23 protein-coding genes are annotated in these 21596 nt (G+C 56.3%); 15 read left to right on the plus strand and 8 right to left on the minus strand.

Annotated elements, in window-relative coordinates:
* Positions 1-330: 330 nt before the first annotated feature.
* The 15 genes from CLOEV_RS05735 (at position 331) to CLOEV_RS05805 (ending at position 12858) form a co-directional block, all read left to right on the plus strand.
* Positions 331-834 (plus strand): ribosome maturation factor RimP, encoded by a 504-nt coding sequence (locus CLOEV_RS05735; protein ID WP_008709797.1) that lies wholly within the window; start codon positions 331-333, stop codon positions 832-834.
* Between the two features lie 32 nt (positions 835-866).
* On the plus strand, positions 867-1976 hold the full coding sequence (gene nusA, locus CLOEV_RS05740; protein WP_008709796.1) for a transcription termination factor NusA: 1110 nt from the start codon (positions 867-869) through the stop codon (positions 1974-1976).
* 10 nt (positions 1977-1986) lie between these two features.
* Positions 1987-2280 carry an RNase P modulator RnpM gene (gene rnpM / locus CLOEV_RS05745; RefSeq protein ID WP_008709795.1) on the plus strand — a complete coding sequence of 98 codons (294 nt, stop codon included), beginning with the start codon at positions 1987-1989 and terminating at the stop codon, positions 2278-2280.
* 1 nt (position 2281) lies between these two features.
* Positions 2282-2623 (plus strand): L7Ae/L30e/S12e/Gadd45 family ribosomal protein, encoded by a 342-nt coding sequence (locus CLOEV_RS05750; RefSeq protein WP_008709794.1) that lies wholly within the window; start codon positions 2282-2284, stop codon positions 2621-2623.
* A complete protein-coding gene (infB, locus tag CLOEV_RS05755) occupies positions 2616-4667 on the plus strand; it encodes a translation initiation factor IF-2 (protein ID WP_008709793.1) in 2052 nt (683 codons plus the stop codon). The genes CLOEV_RS05750 and infB overlap by 8 nt, the downstream gene beginning before the upstream one ends.
* Positions 4668-4814: 147 nt before the next feature.
* Positions 4815-5132, plus strand: coding sequence for a DUF503 domain-containing protein (locus CLOEV_RS05760; RefSeq protein WP_008709790.1), 318 nt, complete (start codon positions 4815-4817; stop codon positions 5130-5132).
* Positions 5113-5490, plus strand: a complete 378-nt coding sequence (gene rbfA / locus CLOEV_RS05765) for a 30S ribosome-binding factor RbfA (RefSeq protein ID WP_008709788.1) — start codon at positions 5113-5115, stop codon at positions 5488-5490. Before CLOEV_RS05760 ends, rbfA begins: the two co-directional genes overlap by 20 nt.
* Positions 5487-6491 carry a DHH family phosphoesterase gene (locus CLOEV_RS05770; RefSeq protein ID WP_034442468.1) on the plus strand — a complete coding sequence of 335 codons (1005 nt, stop codon included), beginning with the start codon at positions 5487-5489 and terminating at the stop codon, positions 6489-6491. The genes rbfA and CLOEV_RS05770 overlap by 4 nt, the downstream gene beginning before the upstream one ends.
* Positions 6460-7398: a tRNA pseudouridine(55) synthase TruB gene (truB, locus tag CLOEV_RS05775; RefSeq protein ID WP_008709785.1), complete on the plus strand. Its 939-nt coding sequence runs from the start codon at positions 6460-6462 to the stop codon at positions 7396-7398. Before CLOEV_RS05770 ends, truB begins: the two co-directional genes overlap by 32 nt.
* Positions 7395-8318: a riboflavin biosynthesis protein RibF gene (gene ribF, locus CLOEV_RS05780; protein ID WP_051484921.1), complete on the plus strand. Its 924-nt coding sequence runs from the start codon at positions 7395-7397 to the stop codon at positions 8316-8318. Before truB ends, ribF begins: the two co-directional genes overlap by 4 nt.
* A 73-nt stretch (positions 8319-8391) precedes the next feature.
* The gene (locus tag CLOEV_RS05785) at positions 8392-9453 is read left to right on the plus strand and encodes a peptidylprolyl isomerase (protein ID WP_008709783.1); all 1062 of its coding nucleotides are present in this window, start codon (positions 8392-8394) and stop codon (positions 9451-9453) included.
* A 178-nt stretch (positions 9454-9631) separates the two neighbouring features.
* Entirely contained in the window at positions 9632-10408 is a 777-nt protein-coding gene (locus CLOEV_RS05790) for a glucose 1-dehydrogenase (protein WP_008709782.1), read from the plus strand.
* Between the two features lie 29 nt (positions 10409-10437).
* Positions 10438-11283 carry a tetratricopeptide repeat protein gene (locus CLOEV_RS05795; RefSeq protein WP_034442474.1) on the plus strand — a complete coding sequence of 282 codons (846 nt, stop codon included), beginning with the start codon at positions 10438-10440 and terminating at the stop codon, positions 11281-11283.
* 21 nt (positions 11284-11304) lie between these two features.
* Complete coding sequence (locus CLOEV_RS05800) at positions 11305-12219, plus strand: DUF4037 domain-containing protein (protein ID WP_034442477.1); 915 nt, start codon at positions 11305-11307, stop codon at positions 12217-12219.
* A 3-nt stretch (positions 12220-12222) separates the two neighbouring features.
* The gene (locus CLOEV_RS05805; protein ID WP_034442480.1) at positions 12223-12858 is read left to right on the plus strand and encodes a DUF4125 family protein; all 636 of its coding nucleotides are present in this window, start codon (positions 12223-12225) and stop codon (positions 12856-12858) included.
* Between the two features lie 152 nt (positions 12859-13010).
* Here CLOEV_RS05805 and CLOEV_RS05810 read toward each other — a convergent pair whose 3' ends face one another.
* The 8 genes from CLOEV_RS05810 to CLOEV_RS05850 form a co-directional block, all read right to left on the minus strand.
* On the minus strand, positions 13011-13430 hold the full coding sequence (locus CLOEV_RS05810) for a PucR family transcriptional regulator (RefSeq protein ID WP_169732201.1): 420 nt from the start codon (positions 13428-13430) through the stop codon (positions 13011-13013).
* Positions 13431-13446: 16 nt separating this feature from the next.
* Positions 13447-14304 (minus strand): glycine/betaine/sarcosine/D-proline family reductase selenoprotein B, encoded by an 858-nt coding sequence (locus CLOEV_RS05815; protein ID WP_034442487.1) that lies wholly within the window; start codon positions 14302-14304, stop codon positions 13447-13449.
* Between the two features lie 108 nt (positions 14305-14412).
* Entirely contained in the window at positions 14413-14970 is a 558-nt protein-coding gene (locus CLOEV_RS05820) for a TetR/AcrR family transcriptional regulator C-terminal domain-containing protein (protein ID WP_051484922.1), read from the minus strand.
* A 96-nt stretch (positions 14971-15066) separates the two neighbouring features.
* Positions 15067-16383, minus strand: a complete 1317-nt coding sequence (farB, locus tag CLOEV_RS05830; RefSeq protein WP_471696489.1) for a fluoroacetate reductase selenoprotein subunit FarB — start codon at positions 16381-16383, stop codon at positions 15067-15069.
* A complete protein-coding gene (farE, locus tag CLOEV_RS05835; protein WP_034442490.1) occupies positions 16376-17647 on the minus strand; it encodes a fluoroacetate reductase subunit FarE in 1272 nt (423 codons plus the stop codon). The genes farB and farE overlap by 8 nt, the downstream gene beginning before the upstream one ends.
* 18 nt (positions 17648-17665) lie before the next feature.
* Positions 17666-18916 carry a metal-dependent hydrolase family protein gene (locus tag CLOEV_RS05840; RefSeq protein ID WP_008709769.1) on the minus strand — a complete coding sequence of 417 codons (1251 nt, stop codon included), beginning with the start codon at positions 18914-18916 and terminating at the stop codon, positions 17666-17668.
* Positions 18917-19157: 241 nt separating this feature from the next.
* Positions 19158-20393: an MFS transporter gene (locus CLOEV_RS05845; protein WP_034442493.1), complete on the minus strand. Its 1236-nt coding sequence runs from the start codon at positions 20391-20393 to the stop codon at positions 19158-19160.
* Between the two features lie 129 nt (positions 20394-20522).
* Positions 20523-21578, minus strand: a complete 1056-nt coding sequence (locus CLOEV_RS05850; protein ID WP_034442496.1) for a lactonase family protein — start codon at positions 21576-21578, stop codon at positions 20523-20525.
* Positions 21579-21596: the final 18 nt, after the last annotated feature.

Raw genomic sequence — 21596 nt, forward strand, 5'->3', positions numbered from 1 at the left:
CCTCGGAGAGGGAGCCAAAGATCTTTGATAAATCGCTATTTATCTTTTCCCCGCAATCGCGTAAATCGGCGTTTAGACGTGCCGGATGCTAAATAACTTTGGGGTCTGCGCCCGGAGCCGTATATTAATACGGCGAGGACCGCAGACCCCGAAGTTATGACGCAGACGGCGCGTATAAACGCCGATTTACCGATGCACCTGCCCTGTGGCAAAATACTATTGATGTTTGCGTTTTTTCAAAAAAGTGTTACAATTTAAGAGCTAATTCAGGAGAAATGACTGGAAGAGTGGGGCGTGCCCACTCTTCTTTTGTTACGGGAGGTGCCTTTTTTGAATCGGGAAAAATACAGCGAAATACACAATGCCCTCTACCAACGCGCGGAATCGCTTGGATACGAATGCGCCGGCTTTGAAATCGTCTCGGAGGATGGGATGAATATTTTGCGCCTGTATCTCGAAATGCCGGGAGGTATCGATATAGAGGATTGCGAAAGGGTTTCGCGGGAGGTCAGCGACTACCTTGACACGATAGAGGAGGACCTGCCGGAAGGGTACTTCCTGGAGATAAGTTCTCCCGGCCTTGAGCGGCCTCTCTTTGTCGCCGAGGATTACCGGCGTTTTACGGGCAAAGAGGCTCAAATCTATTTGAAGAAGGGCAGCCGCGCGCTGAAGGGCGTGCTGGCGGGAGTGACGCCGGCCGAGGAGATAGTAATAAGGAACTCCGAGGGAGAACGGCAAGTTCCCCTCGATGATATAAAACGGGCGCATCTCATTTACGTTCCGCAGACGGGACAGAAAAAAACATTTAAAAAGATACCAAAGAAGAAAAAATAAATCGTTACCACGAAGGGAGTCGAAGGGAAAAAATGCAACTTGGAAAAGATTTCAAAAGAGTTCTCAGGCAGATAGAGGAGGAAAAGGGGCTCTCGGAAGAGACGATAATCTCGAGCCTTGAGGCCGCGATGATCTCCGCCTATAAAAAGTTCAAGGGCGGCAATCAGCATACCGAGGTCTATATCGATATAGAAAACGGGGAGTTCTCGCTCTACGAGGTCTACGAGATCGTGGAGGACCCGACTAATCCAGACGCGGAGATGACTCTGGAGGAGGCGGAGCGCCGGGGGTACAAGGAGCTGGAAGTCGGCGACATTATCCGCACCGAGGTGCTGCCGGAGGATTTCGGGCGCATCGCGGCGCAGACCGCCCGCCAGGTCATCATACAGAAGCTTAAGGACGCCGAGCGCCAGGTGGTCTACGAGCAGTTCTCGGACAAGATCGGAAATATCGTCACCGGTTCGATATTCAAGGCTGAGGGCGATCAGATACTGGTCCGTCTCAACGACAAGACGGAGGCGATCATGCCGAAGGAGGAGCGTATTCTCGGAGAGAAGTACATTCCCGGCAGCCGGATGAAGTTTTATCTTCTGGATGTTCGGCAGACGACGCGCGGACCGCGCATCATCGTTTCGCGCACACACCCGGGACTCCTGCGCCGACTGCTCGAGCTTGAGGTCCCGGAGATACAGGACGGCGTCGTCGAGATACGCAATATCGTCCGTGAGGCGGGTACCCGCGCGAAGATCGCCGTCGCCAGCCTCGACGTCAATGTCGAGCCTCTCGGCGCCTGCGTCGGAAAACAGGGCAGCCGCATCAAGTCTATAAGCAGCGAACTCAACGGAGAGAGGATCGATATTATAGTCTTCAACAACGACCCGCTCAAGTATATAGTGAACGCACTTTCTCCCGCGAAGGTCGTGAGGATAGAGCCGCTTCTCGATCAGGACCGTTCCGTCCTCGCCTACGTCCGTTCCGACCAGCTCTCGCTTGCCATCGGCAAGGCGGGGCAGAACGTGCGTCTCGCGGCGCGCCTGACGGGCTGGAAGATAGACATAAAGGTCAAGGAAGAGGAGAAGCTGCCGACGATGAAGGACCTCTTCATGGATATCTCCGAGATAATCGACGAAGGAAAGAATTAGGAGCGTCTCGATGGTGAAGCAGAGCTCTCAGCCGGTGCTGAAGAAACAGAGGCCGCGGACCTGCGTCGGCTGCGGGGAGGAGTCCCCGAAGCGTACCCTGCTGCGCGTGATAAAAGCGCCGGACGGCGAGGTACGCTATGATCCGACCGGGAAGGCAAACGGCCGTGGGGCCTATGTCTGCGCCCGCCGCTCATGCGTGGAGGCTGCGAAGAAGAAAAGATCTTTCTCCCGGGCGCTGAAGACCGAGGCTCCGGAAGAGCTTTACGCCGTGCTCCTTGAAAAATGCGGCGAAGAGGAGTGCTAAAATGGGCGTGGGTGAGCAAAAGGCGCTCAATATGCTCAGCCTCGCGCGGCGCGCGGGGGATTTGCTGATCGGTCAGGATAATATATTCGACGCGCTGCGCGGCGGAAAGAGGCTCGCGGTGTTCGCGGCGGAAGACTGTTCCGCTAACGTGCTGCGCAAGCTTCATTCGGCCGGCGAACGCGGGGAATTGGAGATTTTTATATTGAAGAATACGGACAGGGCGCTTATGGGAAAACATCTGGGGATAGGGTCCGCGCAGGCCGCGGCGCTTCCCCGGGAGAGCGGCTTTGCCGAAAAAATAATTTCATTAATGAATGAAGACAGGAGTGATGCCGATGAGTAAAATCAGAGTATATGATCTGGCGAAGATGCTCGAAAAAAGCAATACGGAGATGGTAGAGATACTGACCGGGCTCGGAGTCAAAATCAAATCGCATATGAGTTCAATAGACGAGGAGCTCGTCCCGATGGTCAGGGAGTCTCTCAAAGAGGCTAAGGCGGCCGCCACACAGCAGGCCATAGAGGAGATCTCAACATATCCGACGGTGATCGTGGCAGAGGGGGCCTCCGTCTCCGATGTCGCGGCGCGGATCGGTGAAAAGGCCGGCAGCGCGGTCAAAGCCCTGATGATGGAGGGGCTCATGATGCCGGCGACGACGAAAGCCGATGAAAAGGTGCTGCAGCTTTTAGGCAAAGCCTTCAAGCGGAACTTTGTTTTCGGCAAGGAGCCGGAAAAGGCGGAACCCGAAGCGGCGCCAGCGGCGGCTGCGGAGATATCCGCCCCGCCCGCGGCGCATACGCCCCGCCCGCAGCAGAGCGTTAAAAAAGCCAAGGGCAAGGACAAATCAAAGAAAAAACACGGCGGCGGCGAGGCTGAGACGCGCCCGCCGATCATCACCGTCATGGGCCACGTCGACCACGGAAAGACGACGCTGCTCGACAATATCAGGAAGACGCACGTTACCGAAAAAGAGGCCGGAGGCATCACTCAGCACATCGGAGCCTCCCGCGTCGACTACAACGGCAACACCCTTGTATTCCTGGACACGCCGGGGCACGAGGCGTTTACCTCGATGCGCGCGCGCGGCGCTCAGGTGACGGACATCGCGATCCTAGTGGTGGCCGCCGACGACGGGATCAAACCGCAGACGATAGAGGCGCTCAACCACGCTAAGGCGGCGGGCGTTCCCATCGTCGTCGCCGTCAACAAGATGGACAAGCCGGAGGCGAAGCCGGAGAGGGTGCGCCAGCAGCTTTCCGATTACGGCCTCGTTCCCGAAGAGTGGGGCGGCGATACGATAATGGTCGATGTGGCGGCCAAACAGGGGCTCCACGTCGACGAACTTCTTGAGATGCTGCTTATCGTCGCCGAGATGCAGGAGCTCAAGGCCGATCCCAAGGCCGCGCCGACCGGCACCGTCATCGAGGCTAACCTTGACAAAGGCAAGGGCCCTGTGGCGACGGTCATCGTCCAGGAGGGCACTCTCCATCGCGGCGACATCATCCACACCGGTACGGCGTGGGGCAAGATACGCGCGATGATAGACGACAAGGGGAACAACGTGAATTCAGCCGGCCCCAGTATGCCGGTCGAGATACTCGGCCTTGAGAACGTGCCGCAGCCGGGAGAGAAGTTCACCACGCTCTCTTCGGAGCGGGAGGCGCGCGACCTCATCTCGCAGAGCGAGTTTGAGCGCCGTGAGACGGACCAGAGCAAAACCAAGCGTCTGACGCTCGAAGAGCTGTACGAAAAAATGCAGACGGAAGAGATACCGCAGCTCCGCATAGTCCTCAAGACGGACGTGCAGGGCTCGCTGGAAGCCTTCCACTCTTCGCTGATGAAGATGAGCACCGATGCTGTCTCGGTCAATATCGTGCATGAGGGCGTCGGCCGCATCTCCGAATCCGACGTCATGCTTGCCTCGGCCTCCAACGCCATCGTGATCGGCTTTAACGTCCGCCCCGACAGCAACGCGAAGAAGATCGCCGAAAACGAGGGAGTCCAGATCCGCCTTTACCAGGTAATTTACGATATGCTGGACGATGTCAAGGCGGCTATGGAAGGTATGCTCGCGCCCGAACTGCGCGAACATACGCTCGGCACGGCGGAAATACGCGAGATATTCCGTGTGCCGAAGATCGGCAGTATCGCGGGCTGCCGCGTTACCGAGGGGCTTCTCCGCAGAAGCGCCAAGGTGCGCCTCATCCGCGACGGCGTAGTCTTCTGGAACGGAGAACTCTCAAGCCTCAAGCACTTCAAGGACGACGTGCGCGAGATCAAAGCCGGCAACGAGTGCGGGCTAAGTTTTGAGAAGTTCCAGGACTTCAAGGTCGGCGACGTTATAGAGGCTTACGAGATACTAAAAGAGAAAAAGACTCTGGATTAGTTCGGCACGGCCGGTCGCCGCGTATGCCTGACCGGCACGGGCTCCGCCATGACCCTTACGGTTTATGACCGGGATATACCGGCGGCGGCCGGCGCGATATACGTTTTAGAACCGCCGGAGTCATGCTGTAATTGGAGTGAAGACGATATGTCCTTTTGGATAGCCGCGGCCCGGCTTTCGCTGAGGCTCCCGTTCGCGGGGAGCCTCAAAGACCGCAGACATGTGGTGCGCTCTCTCACAGACGGGGTGCGCAGCCGTTTTGCCATCTCAGTCTCCGATTTGGGGCCGGACGGATGCCATAACGCCGCCGAGCTTGGATTCGCGGCGGCCGGCTCCTCTTCCGCGGAGCTGGATGAGAGAATGGGCAACTTGGAAAAGTATCTGTATCAGAGGGAAGAAGAGGGAGAATTCGAGATAAGCGGATTTTCGCTGGAGGTGTTCAATTATGGCGACCTATCGAATTGACAGGATAAATAAAGAATTTCTGCGTCTCATATCCGAGATGCTGCAGACGCGGATAAAAAGGGCGGAGGCGGCGGAGGCCGTGCTCACCAGGGTCTCCGTATCGCGCGACCTGAGCTACGCGAAGGTCTTTTACACCCTTATAGATCAGGATGGCCGCGAAAAGGTCCAGGCCGTGCTTGATTCGGCGGCCGGCCCGCTCCGTTCGATGCTTGGCAAGGAGATGCACCTGCGCACGATACCGGAACTTCATTTCTGCTACGACGATTCGGAAAACAAAGCGCGGGCGATGGACGAACTGCTTGACAGAGTCGCGGAGCTTGACGCCCGGCAGAAAGCCGAAAGGGACGCGCGGCAGTGACGGGTGTGAACGCCCTCTTCGACGAGGTGCTCGAAAAACTTAAAAAATATGGTTCGTGGGTGATCCTCTGTCACGAAAACCCGGACGGAGACACGCTTGGATGCGCCTTTGCCCTTTATTCCTTCGGCAAAAGAGAGGGCAAACGGGTCTCTATCGTTTCGAAAGATACGCTGCCGGAAGTGTTCTCGTTCTTCCCGTTTGCGGATGAGCTGCTCGTGACGAAGAGGCTCGCTCCCGACGAGGTGAAAGAGGCGCTGCTGATATCGGTCGACATCAGCACGGAGAAGCGCGCCCTCGCGAACATGCCGGAACTGCTATCCGCCTGCGCGGACTCCGTCAATATAGACCATCACGGCGACAACACGAGATTCGCGAAGACGAATCTCATCGTGCCGGAGGCCTCGGCTACCGCCGAGGTGATCACGGCGCTGCTTGAGGCGTATGGGAAAGGTATCTCCGAGAGAGAGGCCTCGGCGCTTTACACGGCGCTGGTGACCGACAACGGCAACTTCCGCTATAACTCGACGTCGATCGAGAGCCATCGGTGCGCCCAGATCCTGCTCAAGTCGGGAGCCAAACCGGCGGAGATAGACGACCGCATCAACGAAAACATGACGGATAAGATATTGCGCCTCTGGGGACTCGCGCTGTCCCGCGCGGAGCTCTTCGCCGGAGGAAGGTGCGCCCTGTTCTGGCTCCGCGGTCACGAGATCGACGGGGCGGACGCGGACTCGAGCGCCCTCGACGGCCTGGTCAACATGCTGATGCGCGTCAAGGGCGTGAAGATCGCGCTTTTCCTCGCGGAGAAAAACGGCGGCTGCAAACTTAGTGTGAGGAGCCGCGCTCCCTACAGCGCCCGCGAACTTGCCGCGGTGTTTGGCGGCGGCGGCCACGTGAACGCTGCCGGCGCAAAAATACCCGGCGACCTCGATGGAACGCTTGCGTCGGTGAAAAAAGAGGCTGAGAAGTATGTCGCTTTCGGGAATCCTTCCGCTCAATAAACCGGCGGGACTCAGAAGTACCTACTGTGTGCAGAAGATACGCGGCATCCTCGGCCGAAGTGTAAAGACCGGGCACGGGGGCACTCTTGATTCTACGGCCTCCGGCCTTTTGCTGGTGCTTGCCGGACAGGCCACGCGCCTCTCCAACTTCGTCATGGAGCTGCCCAAGCGGTACGAGGCCGAGGTCACCTTCGGCGCCGCCACCTCTACGGACGACGCCGAAGGCGAGGTCACGGCGCGCGCGCCCTGGAAGCATATAACCGACGAACTTATCGACACGGAACTCTGCGGTTTCATGGGCTGGCGCATGCAGTCCCCTCCGGCTGTCTCCGCCGTCCATATCGACGGCGAGAGGGCGCACGCCCTGGCGCGCGACGGACGGGCCGTCATCCCGGAGGCGAAGCCGGTCTGTTTTGTGAAGATATCGCGCCTCTCTTCGCTTGACGGGAACGGGCGCGTCACGTTACGCGTGGATTGCCGCAAAGGGACCTATATCCGCAGCTTCGCCCGGGACCTTGGCGAACGGCTCGGTTCGCTGGCTCACGTAAGCCGTCTTACGAGAATATCCAGCGGTCCGTTCTCCGTCGATAGGGCGAGGGGCGCGGAGGAGCTGTTTGCGATGCCGCGCGGAGAGATCGAGGCGGAGATGATCCCGATGAGCGGGTTATGCGGGCTGTTTCCCGGCTATGAGGCGGACGAGGGCTCGTATGAAAGGCTTCGCAACGGGCAGAGGATCATGCTTAAAGGGCTGGGACGCCGTCCCGCCGCGCAGGGAGTATCATTTTCGGGCAAGCTTATAGTCGCCTCGGAAAAGATATTTTCCCTCTGCTCGCCATCGCCCTGCCGCGGGACCTTTGAGCTCGCGCCGGAGGTCAACATCATAATCCGGGGAGGCGGCGCCGAATGATATACGCGCTTGGAGCCTTTGACGGTTTCCATTTAGGCCATCGACGGCTTCTTGAAAGGGCAAGGAAGGAAGCGGAGCATAGGGGGACCGACTGGGGCGTCATCACCTTCGAAGGCCATCCGCGAATGCTTTTAAACCGGGACAAGTTCAAACTGCTCTTCACTCCCCCCGAAAGAGACCTGATCGCCCGCTACCTTGGCATACCGCGCATGGAAAAGATACATTTCACTCATGAATTCGCGGCGCTGGGACCGAGAGAATTTGCGGACTACATCGCTGACAGGTACAGCGTCGAAGGGTTAGTCATAGGCGAGAATTTCCGTTTCGGCAAAGGCCGTTCCGGAGATTTCGAAGTGCTTGCCGGGCTTGCCGGAGAGCGAGGGTGGTCGCTCGACGTCATTCCCTCTTACCGTGTCGACGGCCGCGTCGTCAGCAGCACCGAAACGAGAAAGGCCGTTATGGGGGGAGATATGGAGCTGGCATCGACGCTCCTCGGCTATCCCTTCATCATCAGCGGGACGGTGGTCAGGGGAGAGGCGCGCGGCCGGAGGCTGGGCTATCGCACCGCGAATATATCGGTCAAGGACGGCAAGATATACCCGCCGCACGGCGTTTACGCGGCTGTTTCATATATTGAGGGGGAGTGGCGCGGCGTCGCGCTCAACATCGGCAGCAACCCGACATTTGGCGCGGAGAGGGCTCCTCGCTGCGAGGCGCACGTGATAGGCTTCCGGGATGGGCTTTACGACAAACTTCTCGCACTTTTCATCATCGGGCGCATCCGCGGAGAGAAGAAATTTTCCGGCGCGGACGCGCTTGTCGGTCAGATAGAGGAGGATATCGAGGTCTGCGGCGCCAAATGCGTGAAATATATTGAGGAAAAGAGCGCGGAACTTGGTAATTTTGCCGCAGTTCTTTGACAGTATCAAGCCGCTGTCGTATCATAACTAGGTTATAAATAGAGTGTACGATTTTTGAGGAGGAAGATTTCCCTTGCTGAGAGCTATGCGCAACTACACCAAAATAATAATGATAATAGTAATACTCTTCTTTGTGGCTTCATGCTTCGCGGGATATGGGTTGTATGTACGCGGAAATAAGGGCGGCGCAGGAGACGGCATACGAGACTATCCGGTGGCCGAGGCCAACGGAAAGAACATCATGCGTTCAGATCTTGAGCGCGGCGCGGCGCGCATCTCCGAGCAGTACGGCAGCAGCGTCACCTCCGCGGATTCCCCCCAGATCAGACGGGCCGCTCTTGACGGGCTTGTTATCCAGTCGGAGTTGGAAAAGGAGATCGCCAACAGAAAAATAGACGTATCGGGCGACGAAATAAACGCGGCCTACGCAAAGGCGATGGACAGCTATCCCACGCGCGAGGAGTTCATGGAGTTTTTAAAGCGCAGCGGGATCACCGAGAAGCAGGTAAAGGAAGACATAAAGAAACAGCTTCAGATGCAGAAGCTCATGGAATCGCTTGAAAACGACGTAAAAGTGGACGATAAAGAGGTACGCGCTTTCTATGACACCGCGAAAAACTTCCTCTACAAGCAGCCGGCCGGCGTGATGGTCAATATCGCGACCTTCAAGGATAAGGCGGCAGCCGAGGCGGCGCGGAAGGCGATCGCCGGAGGCGCGAAATGGGACGCCGAGATGGACAAGTACAAGAAAGATATCGAGATGGCCACCTCCTATGACAAACCCATGCTGATGACCGAACAGATGATGCAGCAGAAGGAGCTTGCCGTTCTTAAAGATTACCCGATGGATAAGGTAACTCCCGTCGAGAGCGCCGGAGAGAACTACAGCTACATCGCCGTCAAGCGCAGCAAAGCGGTGGAGCGCGTCCTCCCCTTCAATGAGGTAAGCGGGGACGTCGCCGCGACGATAAAGAACCAGAAGATGCAGGAGGCCCAGCAGAAATTCTACGGAGAGCTGCTCTCCCGCGCCAACGTGAAGATACTCGACGCCTCGATCTTCCCCGAGGAGAAGAAGCCGGAAGCGGCCTCTGCCGACCAGACGGAGCCGGCCGCCTCGGAAGATAAGAAGAACTAGCGCAAATCTCCCAAGAGATATATAAAAAGAAGGACCGGGTGATGATCCCGGTCTTTTTTTATATCCTGCCGGAGGTTTTATGCTTTTGTCCGGCGTCCGTCCGTGCTATAGTTTTACATGCGGGAGCCGGAGGCGTTTATAGATTGCCGCCGGAAAATAGGGACAGGAGAGGGGAAAGATGATGGGGACCGGAAAAATTATCGACCTAAGCGGAAAAACGGCTCTAGTCACCGGAGCGGCGGCCGGGATAGGGAAGGCCTCGGCAAAGATATTGGCGGAGGCCGGAGCCTCCGTAGCGCTGCTTGATATAAATTACGACGCAGCCTCGCGTTCGGCGGTTGATATCTCCGCCTCTTGCGGAGTGCCGGCAAAGGCTTACCGCTGCGACGTCCTGTCCGAATCGGATAGCATGGCCGCCGTTGAAGAGGCGGCAAAAGACTTTGGCACGATAAACATACTTGTCAACAACACCGGCGGCGGGGGCGGCGGCAGGGAACGCTTCGATGGGCTCACGGGCGAATATATAGATAAAATATTCAGCCTCAACGTCTACAGCATATTCAGATTTTCGCGTTTTTGCCTTCCCTACATGAAAAGCTCGGGATATGGCTCCATCGTGAACATCAGCTCAATGGCAAGCGTTATGAGCAGTGTCAACATGTCCGTCTACAGCGCCTCTAAGGCCGCCGTCAACGCGCTGACACGCCAGATGGCGATAGACGTAGCCCCCGTCAGGGTGAACGCCGTCGCGCCCGGCGCTATAAAGACCGACGCGCTTGCCACCGTGCTCACCGATGAGATGGAAGAAAAGATGCTCTCCTCAACGCCGCTCAAAAGGCTTGGCGTCCCGGAAGATATCGCCTCGGCGGTGCTGTTCTTCGCCTCCCCGATGTCCTCCTGGGTCTCCGGCCAAACATTGATCGTATCCGGCGGCGGAACGCAGGTCCTGGAATAATATTTCCGGTGCGGGCGGCGCGTAATATTATGGAAATACGGGATGTCCTGCGGCGGTTTGAAGAGCTGCTGTCCTTGGGCCGCGCGGACGACGCCGGACGGTATCTGGAGGAGACGGCGGCGGAGAGAGAGGGCGCGGGAGACGGCCCGGCGGCAATATCATGTTGCAACGAGTTGACGGGATTCTGGCGTGTCCGCGGCCGGAAGGAAAAAAGTTACGCCGCGGCGGAGAGGGCCCTTGCCCTGCTCTCCGGTAACGGCCTTGAAAACAGCGTTGATTACGCCACAGTATTATTGAATTATGCCACCGCGAAATCCGCCTTTCGAGAGCTGACGGAGGCGCTGTCGCTCTATCGGCGCGCGGAGGCCGTCTACCGCGAACTGCTCCCCGCCTCGGACTATCGTTTCGCAAGCCTTTACAACAACATGGCGCAGGCCATGCTGAAGTCGAACGATGTAAAGGGGGCGGCGGATCATTTCGCGAAGTCGCTGTCTCTGCTGGAAAAGATGACAGATGTGGAGTCGGAGATCGCGACCTGCAATACGAATATGGCGTTCTGCCTGCTCGCGGAAAAAAGGCTTGATGAGGCGCGCGTACGCCTTGAACGCGCGGAAGCGATCTTTCGAGCTCTCCCGGGGGACGATCCCCACTGCGACAGTACGCTCTCCTGCCGTGGGCAGTTGGAATATTTGCTGGGGCGCTATGCCGAGTCCGCCGAAGCATACCGGGAGCTCGCCAGCAATATCGAGAGGCGCTTCGGCCGCAGCCCGAACTACGCCGCGGCCTGCCGGAACTGCGCGAAAGCCTGCGCCGCCGCGGGCCTTGATCCCGAGGCGGCGCGTTACCGCCGGCTGGCCGAATCCGTCAACAAATAACGGGGGTGAGGAAAAATAGAAATGCCGGGATTGGAATTATGCCGCCAATTTTACCTACAGTGCGGCGCGCCGCTGATCGAGCGGACTTTTGGCGAAAACGGCAGACGCTTCGCCGCGGGCCTCGCGGGGGCGGGGTCCGACTGCCTGGGGTTCGACGACGAGCTTTCGCGGGACCATGATTTTGGCCCCGGCTTCTGCCTCTGGCTGACGGACGAAGACGACGAAGCCTTCGGGGGAGAGCTGCGCCGGCTGTATTCCGAATTGCCGCGGCAGTTCGGCGGCTGTGTCCGCAACACGACGCCGCAGGGCGCCGACAGGGTCGGCGTAATGAGGATAGGAGATTTTTACAGACGCTACACCGGCAGCAGGGACATTCCGGAGGGAGACGCCGCTTGGCTGCGTATCCCTGAACACCTGCTGGCAGCCGCTGTCAGCGGAGAGATCTTTCGCGACGGCCTGGGGGAATTCAGCCGCATAAGATCGGGACTGCTCCCATGCTATCCCGAGGATGTGCGCCTGAAGAAGCTGGCCGCCAGGCTGTTCACGATGGCGCAGGCGGGACAGTATAATTACGGACGGATAATGAAGCGGCACGACGCCGCGGCCGCGGCGCTGGCTTTAAGCGAGTTTGCCAGGGCCGCTCTTTCCGCGGTACACCTGCTGAACCGGAGCTATATGCCCTATTATAAATGGGCCTTTCGCAGCGCGCGCCGCCTGCCTCTGCTTTCTGATGTCGTTACTGAGCTGGACGCGCTGTTTTTGCCGGAGACCGACCGCGAGGCGCTGATAGAAACGATCTGTTCCCGTGTGAGCGAGTTCCTGAAAAAAGAGGGGCTTTCGTCGGCGCGGGACACGTTTCTGGTCGCGCACGCCGAAGAGGTGACGCTGTGTATAAAGAGCGCCGCGTTAAGGAACATGGGAATTATGGTGGGATAAGAGATGGATAAACTGATCGACAAGATAATCGAACTCGAATGGATGTTTTTCGGCCTCGTGCGGAACGAGGGCGGACGGGCGTCATGCCAGGATGACTGGGAGACCTTCCGCGTCATGCGCCGCAGTCAGTTTATGGCATGGACGGTTCCCGTGCTCGAAAGCTGGCTGGACGACCTCTTGACGGCACGGGCCGAGGGGCGCAACCCGCTGACCGAGAAATATGGCTACATGATGTGTATCGCCGCCCCGCAGGAAAACCGTGAATTATCGGAACGCCTGCCGGCGGTGCCGGATGAGAAAAAAGTTATCAGCCGGAAGATCATCGACCGGCTTGCGGTCCAGAACGCCGCCTTTGCCGGGCGCTATCCGCTCATCGCCGGACAGGCCCGTCCGCTGCGGACGAAAGACGAGCGCGAAGACCGCATGACCTCGATCGAGACCTACCAGACTGGCGAACTGTGGACCTACTCGCAAAGGACGCTGGAGCTGCTTGACGCACATCTTAAAGACCTGGAAACGGGCGGCGTGAATTATCCCGAACTGGTGATAGGCAACAGCCTGCGTCAAAGAGGTTTTTCCAGCCTTGAAGAGGCGGAAGATTTCCTGGCGTCCAAAAGGAACGGGGGCGAAAGCCGTTAAGAGAGCGGCCGGAGGCTTCCCTGATTCAGAGCCGGCGCTGATGCTGGCGTCGGCAAATCTCCGCCATATACGGGCTCAAAATAAAACGCGGCATAAATCTTGACGCAAGCAATAAACATAAACAGGCGGGAGGGCAGCGTTTAAAATAGAGCTTATTCTTCCCGCGTCCTTAATACATGCTCTTCGCCGTCTGTCATCAGAAAGGCAGCCCAAAGCTCAAACGCCTCTTTTATATTCCTGGGATCGTGCCCCGTCAGCACCCTTATCTTTTTGAGCCGGTACTGAAGGCTGTTGCGGTGAAGGTGCATTTTTCCCGCCGTCTTTGAACAGTTAAAAGGCGATTCGCAGAAATTCATGAAGGTCTCGCGGAGTGTCTCAAAGTCGTTTCTTTCGGTAAGTTCCGCAAGGATATGCGCAGAGTAGTCTTCTTTAAAGGGCTCAGGAAGGCCCTTCAGCATTTCAGCTACTCCGGCCTGTTCCGCGTTTTCGGCATTGCCGATGAAATCCAGGCCGTCTATGTGCGTCAGTCTGTAAGCTTCCAAACTTTTTTCGTTGACTGCGGCGCTTTCCATCTTCAGCATTCTTTCTTCAATTGACGATAAGGCAGGCGTCTTCGTCGGGCACTTCTTCAAGAAGCGCGAGCGCCCTGTCAAATAGCCTTTTGCGCCATTCTGCCTCCTGCTCCGGCGGGATGTCGGGATTCCCGAATACATGGCTTATATTGCTGCCCTTTAGTATCCGGCTGCATCCGACACCTTCCGATATCTGCGTCAGGTTTGTTACATGCACCACTGGGATACCGGCAATTTCGATCTCGCACGCCATATAGGCGCCGCATCTTGTGCTAGTGCCGCAGGTTGAAGTAAGTATGACCCCGTCGACTCCGTTATGCCTGAGTGAACACGCGATGCCCTGCCCCATTTCCCGGCTTTTTTCGACAGACTGCATTACTCCGGCGGTCGAATAGAACGCCTCCAGCAGCGCGCCTATCCTTCCGCCGGCTTCGGCTGTTCGCGCGGCGTCAAGGGGAACGAGCCTGTTGGGGTCCTCAAGTACGAATTTATTGTAATACCCCTGGTGGCTCACTTCGTAATCTTCGGGCGACAGGCGCTTTTTCCCTTTGAACCGGTAGAGACGGAACTTGTCGGCGGCGACTGGGGGCTGGCAGTCGGGATTACCTGCCGGAACAAGCCCGCCGTCCGTAACGAGTGCGATCTTCGCCTCTTTCAGCGCTTTTGAAAGCTTTGCTACCGGTATTGACTGCGGCGGCGCGATACAAACTTCGCTCTTGAATCCCCGGCCGTGATATTTTGCCAGCAGCATATCGATACCTCTGACGGCCGCCGGAGTATTGTAATCTATCTCCGCGCCGGTCACGGCGGGCTTTGGAAGCCGACTGTCACGGCAACGCGGAGTCCATATAATATCGGGATATCGTTTAGGCATGCTTTTACCTCACAATCTTTGTCCGCCGGCGCTGCGCCGTCCGGCTTACTGCTTTTCTATTATTTTGACCTTTGGCGAAGAACCTCTCCGCTAACTGTATTCAACCGTTCAGGCAGCCTCGAGCGGGAATGCAAGGTTCGCCTTTATCTTTTTGAGCTTTTCAAAATAGATCATATAATTTGCCTGCATCCCCCCGCGCACCCATTCCATGATCACGCCGACATATGCGTAGGCTTCAAGGCGGCCCAGTATATAGAGTTCGTCTTCGGCAAGCTTGTATCCGACTTGAGTATATACGGTAAGGATATGTATCTTCATAAGTTCGAAATAAGATTCCACGAGCGAATCCGAAAGCGAATTCTGCCCGACATAATTAAAGACTTCCATATAAAAATCGCGGTTCTGAAGCATGTACTTGCAGAGATTAACAAACCCGTCCAGATATCTTTCAGGGTCTGAGAACGTATTTATGACCGGCAGCGTCTCAGAATAGAATATCCAGTGTACCAGGTCATATTTATCGCGGAAATGGTAGTAAAAAACGTTCCTGCTCACTCCGCACTGAGAGGTTATGTCTTTCACTGTTATCTGTCCGAGCCTTTTCTTCTTCATGAGCTCTTTCAGACATACGCCGAGAGCAGTCTTTGTAATATCAGTTTTCGGCATTTTCCCTTCCCCTCTCAGTATTCTTTTCCTGTTGTGCCGTCCGCCGCATAAGCTGCGGCGGGCGGCGTATTATCTTATTACCGCGCTTTCGGAAGGCTACTCTTTGATTATTGCGCGTTCCCCTTCCGCGGGCGTCTCTTCGAGCATATGGAGCGCCATCTCTACGCGCTTTTCTCTGTATGCCTTTTCACTGGGCAGAGGCAGCGTCGGATCTCCGAAAACATGCAGGACGCTGTTTCCGCGGAGTATCCTGTTCGAGCCGATGCCCTCCGCGATCTTTGTAAGATTTGTCACTTGGATGATGGGGATTCCTGCGCGCTGTATCTCTTTTGTGATCATGGACCCGCCACGACTGCTCGTTCCTCAGGTGGAGGTTTCGATCGCGGCGTCGCAGCGGTCGGCGATCAGCTCCTTGGCGATGCCTTCGCCGAATTCCTTGCATTTTTCCATAGGCGTCATGACGCCTGCCGTTGAGTAGATGACATCGTCGACGCTGCCGATGATCCCCTCATCCGCCAGCTTGCGCAGCGCGTCTACGGGGACGAGTCTGTTTGGATCCTGAAGCACGAAGGCGTTGTTGTACCCCTGATGGCTGACTTCCCAGTCTTTAGCGTTCAGCGCATCCATGTCCTTGATCGAATAGCGTTTGTAGGCTCTTGAGTTTGTCGGCACCTGATTGTCCGGATTGCCCAGCGGCACAAGCCCTCCGTCCGTCACAAGCCCTATCCTGCATTCCGAAAGAGGCTTTTTGAGGACGGGGATCGGTATCTCTTCATGGTTTGGCATAATGACTTCGGTGTGGTAGGCTTTGCCCTCATGTTTTGCCAGAAGCATATCAATGCCTCTCTGCGCTGCGGGGATCGTATAGTCTATTATCACCGCGGGGCCGCTTCCATGATAGCGCTCCGCTTTTCCATCGCGGATCGCGTCGCCTGCGATGAGGCGCTTCGCAAAGGCTGCGATCTCGCCGATGACTTTTACCAGGTTTCTTGCGTTGTTGTCGCTCTGCAGGATATAGCACCGATTCTTAAACAGGTCGGTTCCCGGGTTCTCCGCAAAGAGCGCAGTTACCGCCGGTATCCTCAGCTCTTCCGTAACGGCGGCCGTCGTTGAGCCGCAGCCGAGCCCGTAACGCCCCGCGTTGAACCCTGGGCCCGCTACAAACAGGTCGGCCCCGGCGCCGCGCACGATATCTATTATTTGCGGGATTATCTCCTCGGGATGCTCCGCTATCGTATTGTCGCCGCAGACGATAGTCTTTACGATCTCGTAATCCGGTCCCAGCGCTTTTGCCAGCGCCGCTCCGGGACCGGCCGCGCCCTCTTTTACCGAAAGGCCGACGCTTGCCGTATCTTCGCCGCCCATTCCGGCATAGAACTGGTTAATGTAATGAACTACCTTTTTCTTAGTCATTGTTAGTTCCCTCCCTCGGTATATCGCTGTCCGTCGTAACATAGCAGTCTCCGAGCTGCGACCAGATGCCCTGGTAGCAGAAGTTCGTCGTATGCTTGAACGGCCCCCGCGGGTCCAGTCCCAGCAGGCACGGGACGTTGGCCTTTTCGCCGACGAGCCGATCGACTTTAGGATGATCGAGGTCCCAGTTCCTGCCGCTGTTGATAACCGCGTCAACTTTCGGGTCCGCGATGACGAGCATGTCGCCCGGCTCATAATTGCTGACCGCAGACAAGTTCAGCGCCGCGGTCATGCCTAATTTCTGGCACCAGTTGAAGGCGAGAGCCGAGTCAAGCTGGCAGTGGCCCATCCCTGATTTATTCAGCATTACGCAGTCGGCTCCGAGCGTATCTTTGCAAAGCGTTGCTGAAATCATGCTCATAGTGTCTTTTCCGTCGATCTTCATAACGTTATTGTCAAAGACGACGCCGACAAACTCCAGGTCCTTGCCGTGGCGCTTCATCAGCTCTTTGATATAAACTTCGTTCTGAAGGAAATAATTCGGTTCCCAGTAACGCCATATCATCGCGCCGTCCAGTATCTCCGTAGGCTGGACGACGATGGGGAGGAAATTCAGCGCGCTCTGGCCGTAGTAGAGGAAATTCCACGTATCGTGGGAGGCCATGTGGGTAACGAGATAGGCGACCTTCGGCAGTTTCTTCTCCGCGGGGACAGGCTTGCGCTCGAATACTTCCGTTTCGTCGGGCTCAAGGCCTATTGTCAGCTTCGCAAGAAAAACGTTGACCGACAGCGACGCCCGTTTAAGAGCTTCGGCATAACTTGCGTCTGAAACGCCTTCTCCCGGCGTCGCGTCTATGCATACGTGGAAATGACGCGAGAAATTGCTGTATTTGGCGCATGGGCCGCCCATATCCATATAATATTTAACGTTGCACTTAGCGTAATAAATGTCTGAGACCACGACGCCTTTAAGCGCCACTGTGCGCCCTTCGCCCGCCGGGGCAAGCTTTCCCCAAATACCGGGATATGATTCCTCTGGGTGATCGGCTCTGCAGCGCGGCTGCATGACGTCATGGAGCCCGAGGATGCGGCAGTTTTCACCGGGGCGCACCAACTGTATGTCAAGCGAACCGAAAAGATCGCTTGCGGCCTCTTTGAGCAGGTCTTCCTTGTTTACTGTAAGGACGCCCTTATCAAGCGAAGTTTTTTCTCCGAATTTTACATCGCGGACTTTTATATAGTCTATCTGGAGTCTTTTAGTCATTTTAACACGCTTCCTTCCTTATCCTCTGCACGGAATGCCGTTCTGCTTGTATATCTCTCCGTCTTTCATGACAAAGCTGATATTTTCTGTGCTCAGATCGCCCATATCTTTTAACGGATCTCCGTTGATCGCTGTGATATCGGCAAGCTTTCCCGGTTCAATGGTGCCGAGGCGGTCGTCCCATTTCATAAACTCCGCGCAGTACCGAGTTGCGCCGAGCAGAGTATCTTCGGGCGAGATGCCTGCCTCCGTCATGCATTTGAACTCGCCGTGCTGTTTCCCGTGGACCATCAGCGGCGTGCCGGTATCTGTGCCGAAAAGGCAGCGGACTCCGCGCTCATATATTTTCTTGATATTCTTGGCATGCTGAGGCGAGAGAAACGCCGCCTTCGCAACCGTGGCGTCGCCCACTCCGCGCTCTTTGCCGTGCGTCATAACGCCGCGGAACGTAAGCAGCGTTGGCACCGCGCATACGTTGTTTTCAAGCATGTAGTCGATGCATTCGTCGTCGGCCAGCGTGCAGTGTTCGATCGAAGAGATGCCCGCGCGGGCTGCGTCTTTAATGCCGGAGGTGCCGTGCGCATGGCAGGAGATGACGACGTTGTGCATCTTTGCCACGTCGACGGCCGCTTTTATCTCGTCATAGTCCATATTCTGCCCGCCGATATCTCCGCTGTTGCTGTAGACGCCGCCGGTGACCATGATCTTGAGGAAATCGACGCCGAACTTGAGCATCGTTCTGCAGGCCGTCCGCACTTCGTAAGGCCCGTCGGCCGAATTGACCGGTTTGAAGTTCTGCTGCCCGAAAGAATCCTGGGGATAACTTGTCGACATATGCCCGCCGGTCTGCGTGATATACATTCCGCTTGTAAAGATGCGCGGGCCCCATGTTATTCCTTTGTTGACCGCGTCGCGGATGCACTGGCTGCCGCGGACTGAAGTGAAGCCGAGGTCGCGGACGGTGGTGAATCCGCCCATAAGGTCGTCCTGCACATTTCTAACGGCCTTGACGCAGACCAGCGCCTCCGGTTCGTTGACTTCGCTGATGGAAAGCCCTCCGCCGAACGCGATATGGACATGGCCGTCGATCAGCCCCGGCATTACAAACTTGTCGGACAGGTCGATCAGTTCTTCGCCCGGAAGCGGCTTGTAATCCTCTGCGCTTATCACTTCTGTGATCTTGCTGCCTTCGACGCGGACGACTTTATTCTTTTCCGCATTGCCGTCGCGCGCGCTGAAAAGCTTTCCGCACTTGATTGCTGCTTTCATTGATATTACCTCCTGTTTTGATATTATTTACATTTGAAATCTTTTGTGTATGACTGCATTATATCCGCCTGCTAAATAATGCCTATAGACAGATGGGAGCCGGTGCGCAATAACTGGACGATTCCGGCTGAATGCCCAAAAACATAAACGCGTCACCTGCCGCAGCTGCACACCAGCGATATTTCCAGCAGGCCGCTTTTCGCTTCAAGCGGAGGACGGTATACTGTTTCTTCCAGCGTAGTCATTGCTGTCTGCCTCTCTTCAGCGGCAAGCCGTTGGGACAGAAGCGGCGGCCTGCGCATGCGGCGCGTTTCTCCCCGGGCAGGATGCAGACCAGGATCACGCCGATAAATGAGACGGCGCCTGCGCAGAGGATAGCGGCCGATATGCCTGCATTCCTCAGGACAAGCGACGCTCCCAAAGAGCCGGCGGCAAGGCCCGCCATCGTCAGAGATAGGACGGTCCCGACGTTGTCAGTGCCAAAAGAATCCGCGATCGTCGGGGTAAAGCAGGCCTGTATCCCGCCGTAAGAAAAACTCAGCATACAGAAGCAGAGGATATAAAGCGCGCCGGAAGAGACAGACAGTACGACCGCGGCGGCGGTTGAGATAAGGAATCCGATAGTAAAGGCCGTTTTGCGCCCCGTAACATCGCTCAACGCCGGAAGTATGAAACGGCCTGCGATCTGGCAGAGCGACGCCAGGCTCACGCCTAACGCGGCCGTGGAAAAGGCAAGGCCCTTTTCTGCCCCAAACGTAACGAACAGGGCGCTGAGAAGCAAATATGCGGGCACTGCGCAGAAATAAAGCCCCGTCAATATCCAGAACGTTCTGGAACAAAAAATCTCGTTTATCTTGAGCGCTGCGTTTTTTTGTCCGACATCCTTTAATTTAACTCCGTCTGCGGGCGGATCTTTCAGCATGAGCAGGCCCACCGCGCCGGCAGCCGCATACACCGGGATCTGGGCAAAGTACGTTCCAGAAAATCCATACTTCCTTAACCATATACCCAGTACGGGGCTGAAAATTGCAGCGGACAGCCCCATCATCCCTAAAGTCAGGCCGGAAGCAACCCCTTTTTTATCGGGGAACCATTTCGGCATGAGCGCAAGCACTGCATTGTAAATGATGCCGTCTCCTATGCCGAATATGACGCCGTATGTAAACGGCATTGCCCAAAAGCATTCCGGCGGCAGGAGCGCCGTAAGCGCCAATCCTGCGATCATCAGCCCGTAACCCGCCGCCAGCGTTGCCGGAAGAGAACTTCTGCGCCTTATCATGGCCCCGGTAAAGTTTCCTATACAAAACGCCGCTATCAGAATCGAAAAAGGAAGCCCCGCCGCCGCTGAATCGACTCTGAAGTACTGCATTACGACCGGCTGTATGAGGCTGTAATCATAATAGATCCCCATTACCAGCATACAGGCCATTGCAGAAGCCAACACCGCATATCTGTTCGTATCTCTGCAGAATTTCATTGAACACACCTCGGTTACAATAAGATCAACAGCTTATGTTCAGAGGTTATCCCAGCTAAAACGTTTTATAAACAAACAATAAGGGGCCGGTGTCCTGTTTTATTACATAACTCCAGAGATGCCCATTTTTTAAAACTCAGCAAATATAATGCACACCGGGCTTCCGGTGTTTACGGCGTCTCCCCGTTTTTCAAGCGCTCCGTTTTCTTTGATCTCATATCTTACGATCGTGTCGGAATCCTCGTTGGCCGCGTAAAGAGTGCGGCCGTCCGGGCCCAGCGTTATGAATCTCGGTGTTCTGCCGTACGAAGAGATCCATTCCGAGGCAGAGATCATTCCCGTCGCCGGGTCTATTGCGAAATGCGCGATCGAATCATGTATCCTGTTTGACACATACAGATTCATGCCGTCGCCGGTGATCACTATGCCGCTTGCCTGGCCGTTCCCTGTATATGTATCGGGGAGCACCGGCAGTATCTGTTTTGGCGTAAGCGTGCCTGAGGCGGGATCGTAATGATGGAAGCAGACCGTGTTGTCTTTTTCGTTTACAAGATAGCAGTATCCGCCGTTGGGATGGAACGCCATATGCCTTGCCTCCGCGCGGTCGCGCGTTTTGAGGGTGGTTTTTTCGCGAAAGGACCCGTCTGCAGGGTCGAATTCAAAGACTGTCGTCTTTGATAAACCCGCCTTGCGGCCCTGCGCTGGGACGATAAGAAAATTCTCGCCCCTGTCAAAAACAGTCTGGTGCGGGTGCGATATCTCTCCGGGGCCTATGCCCGAAATAAAGGCCTGCCCGACCATATCCGATAGGGACCCGTCCGCGTCTTTCCTGAAAGAGACGACGCTTCCCGTCTGGAGGTTTGCGGCGATCAGCCAGCGGTCCGTCTTGTCCGGCGTTATGAATACGGGGTTCTCGCCGCCGGTGGAGACGGTATTGAGCTTGAACAGGCCGCCGTCGCTCTTATCTACTTTAAATGCCGTCGCTTCGCTGTAGTCTCCGTGCACCGTATAAAGATGCTCATGGGCCTTATCAAAGCAAAGATAAGAGGGATTGGGAGTTATGGGGAAACCGCCGCATTTTGTCCACTCGCCCGTGATTTCATCAATGGTGAATATTTCTATCCCTTTGCCGCGCGCGTTTCTTTTCTGCGTCGTCCGGCATCCAACATAGGCGTAAACAGTCATCTTATTTTCCTCCTCGGC

Source organism: Cloacibacillus evryensis DSM 19522 (genome assembly GCF_000585335.1).
Lineage (GTDB): Bacteria > Synergistota > Synergistia > Synergistales > Synergistaceae > Cloacibacillus > Cloacibacillus evryensis.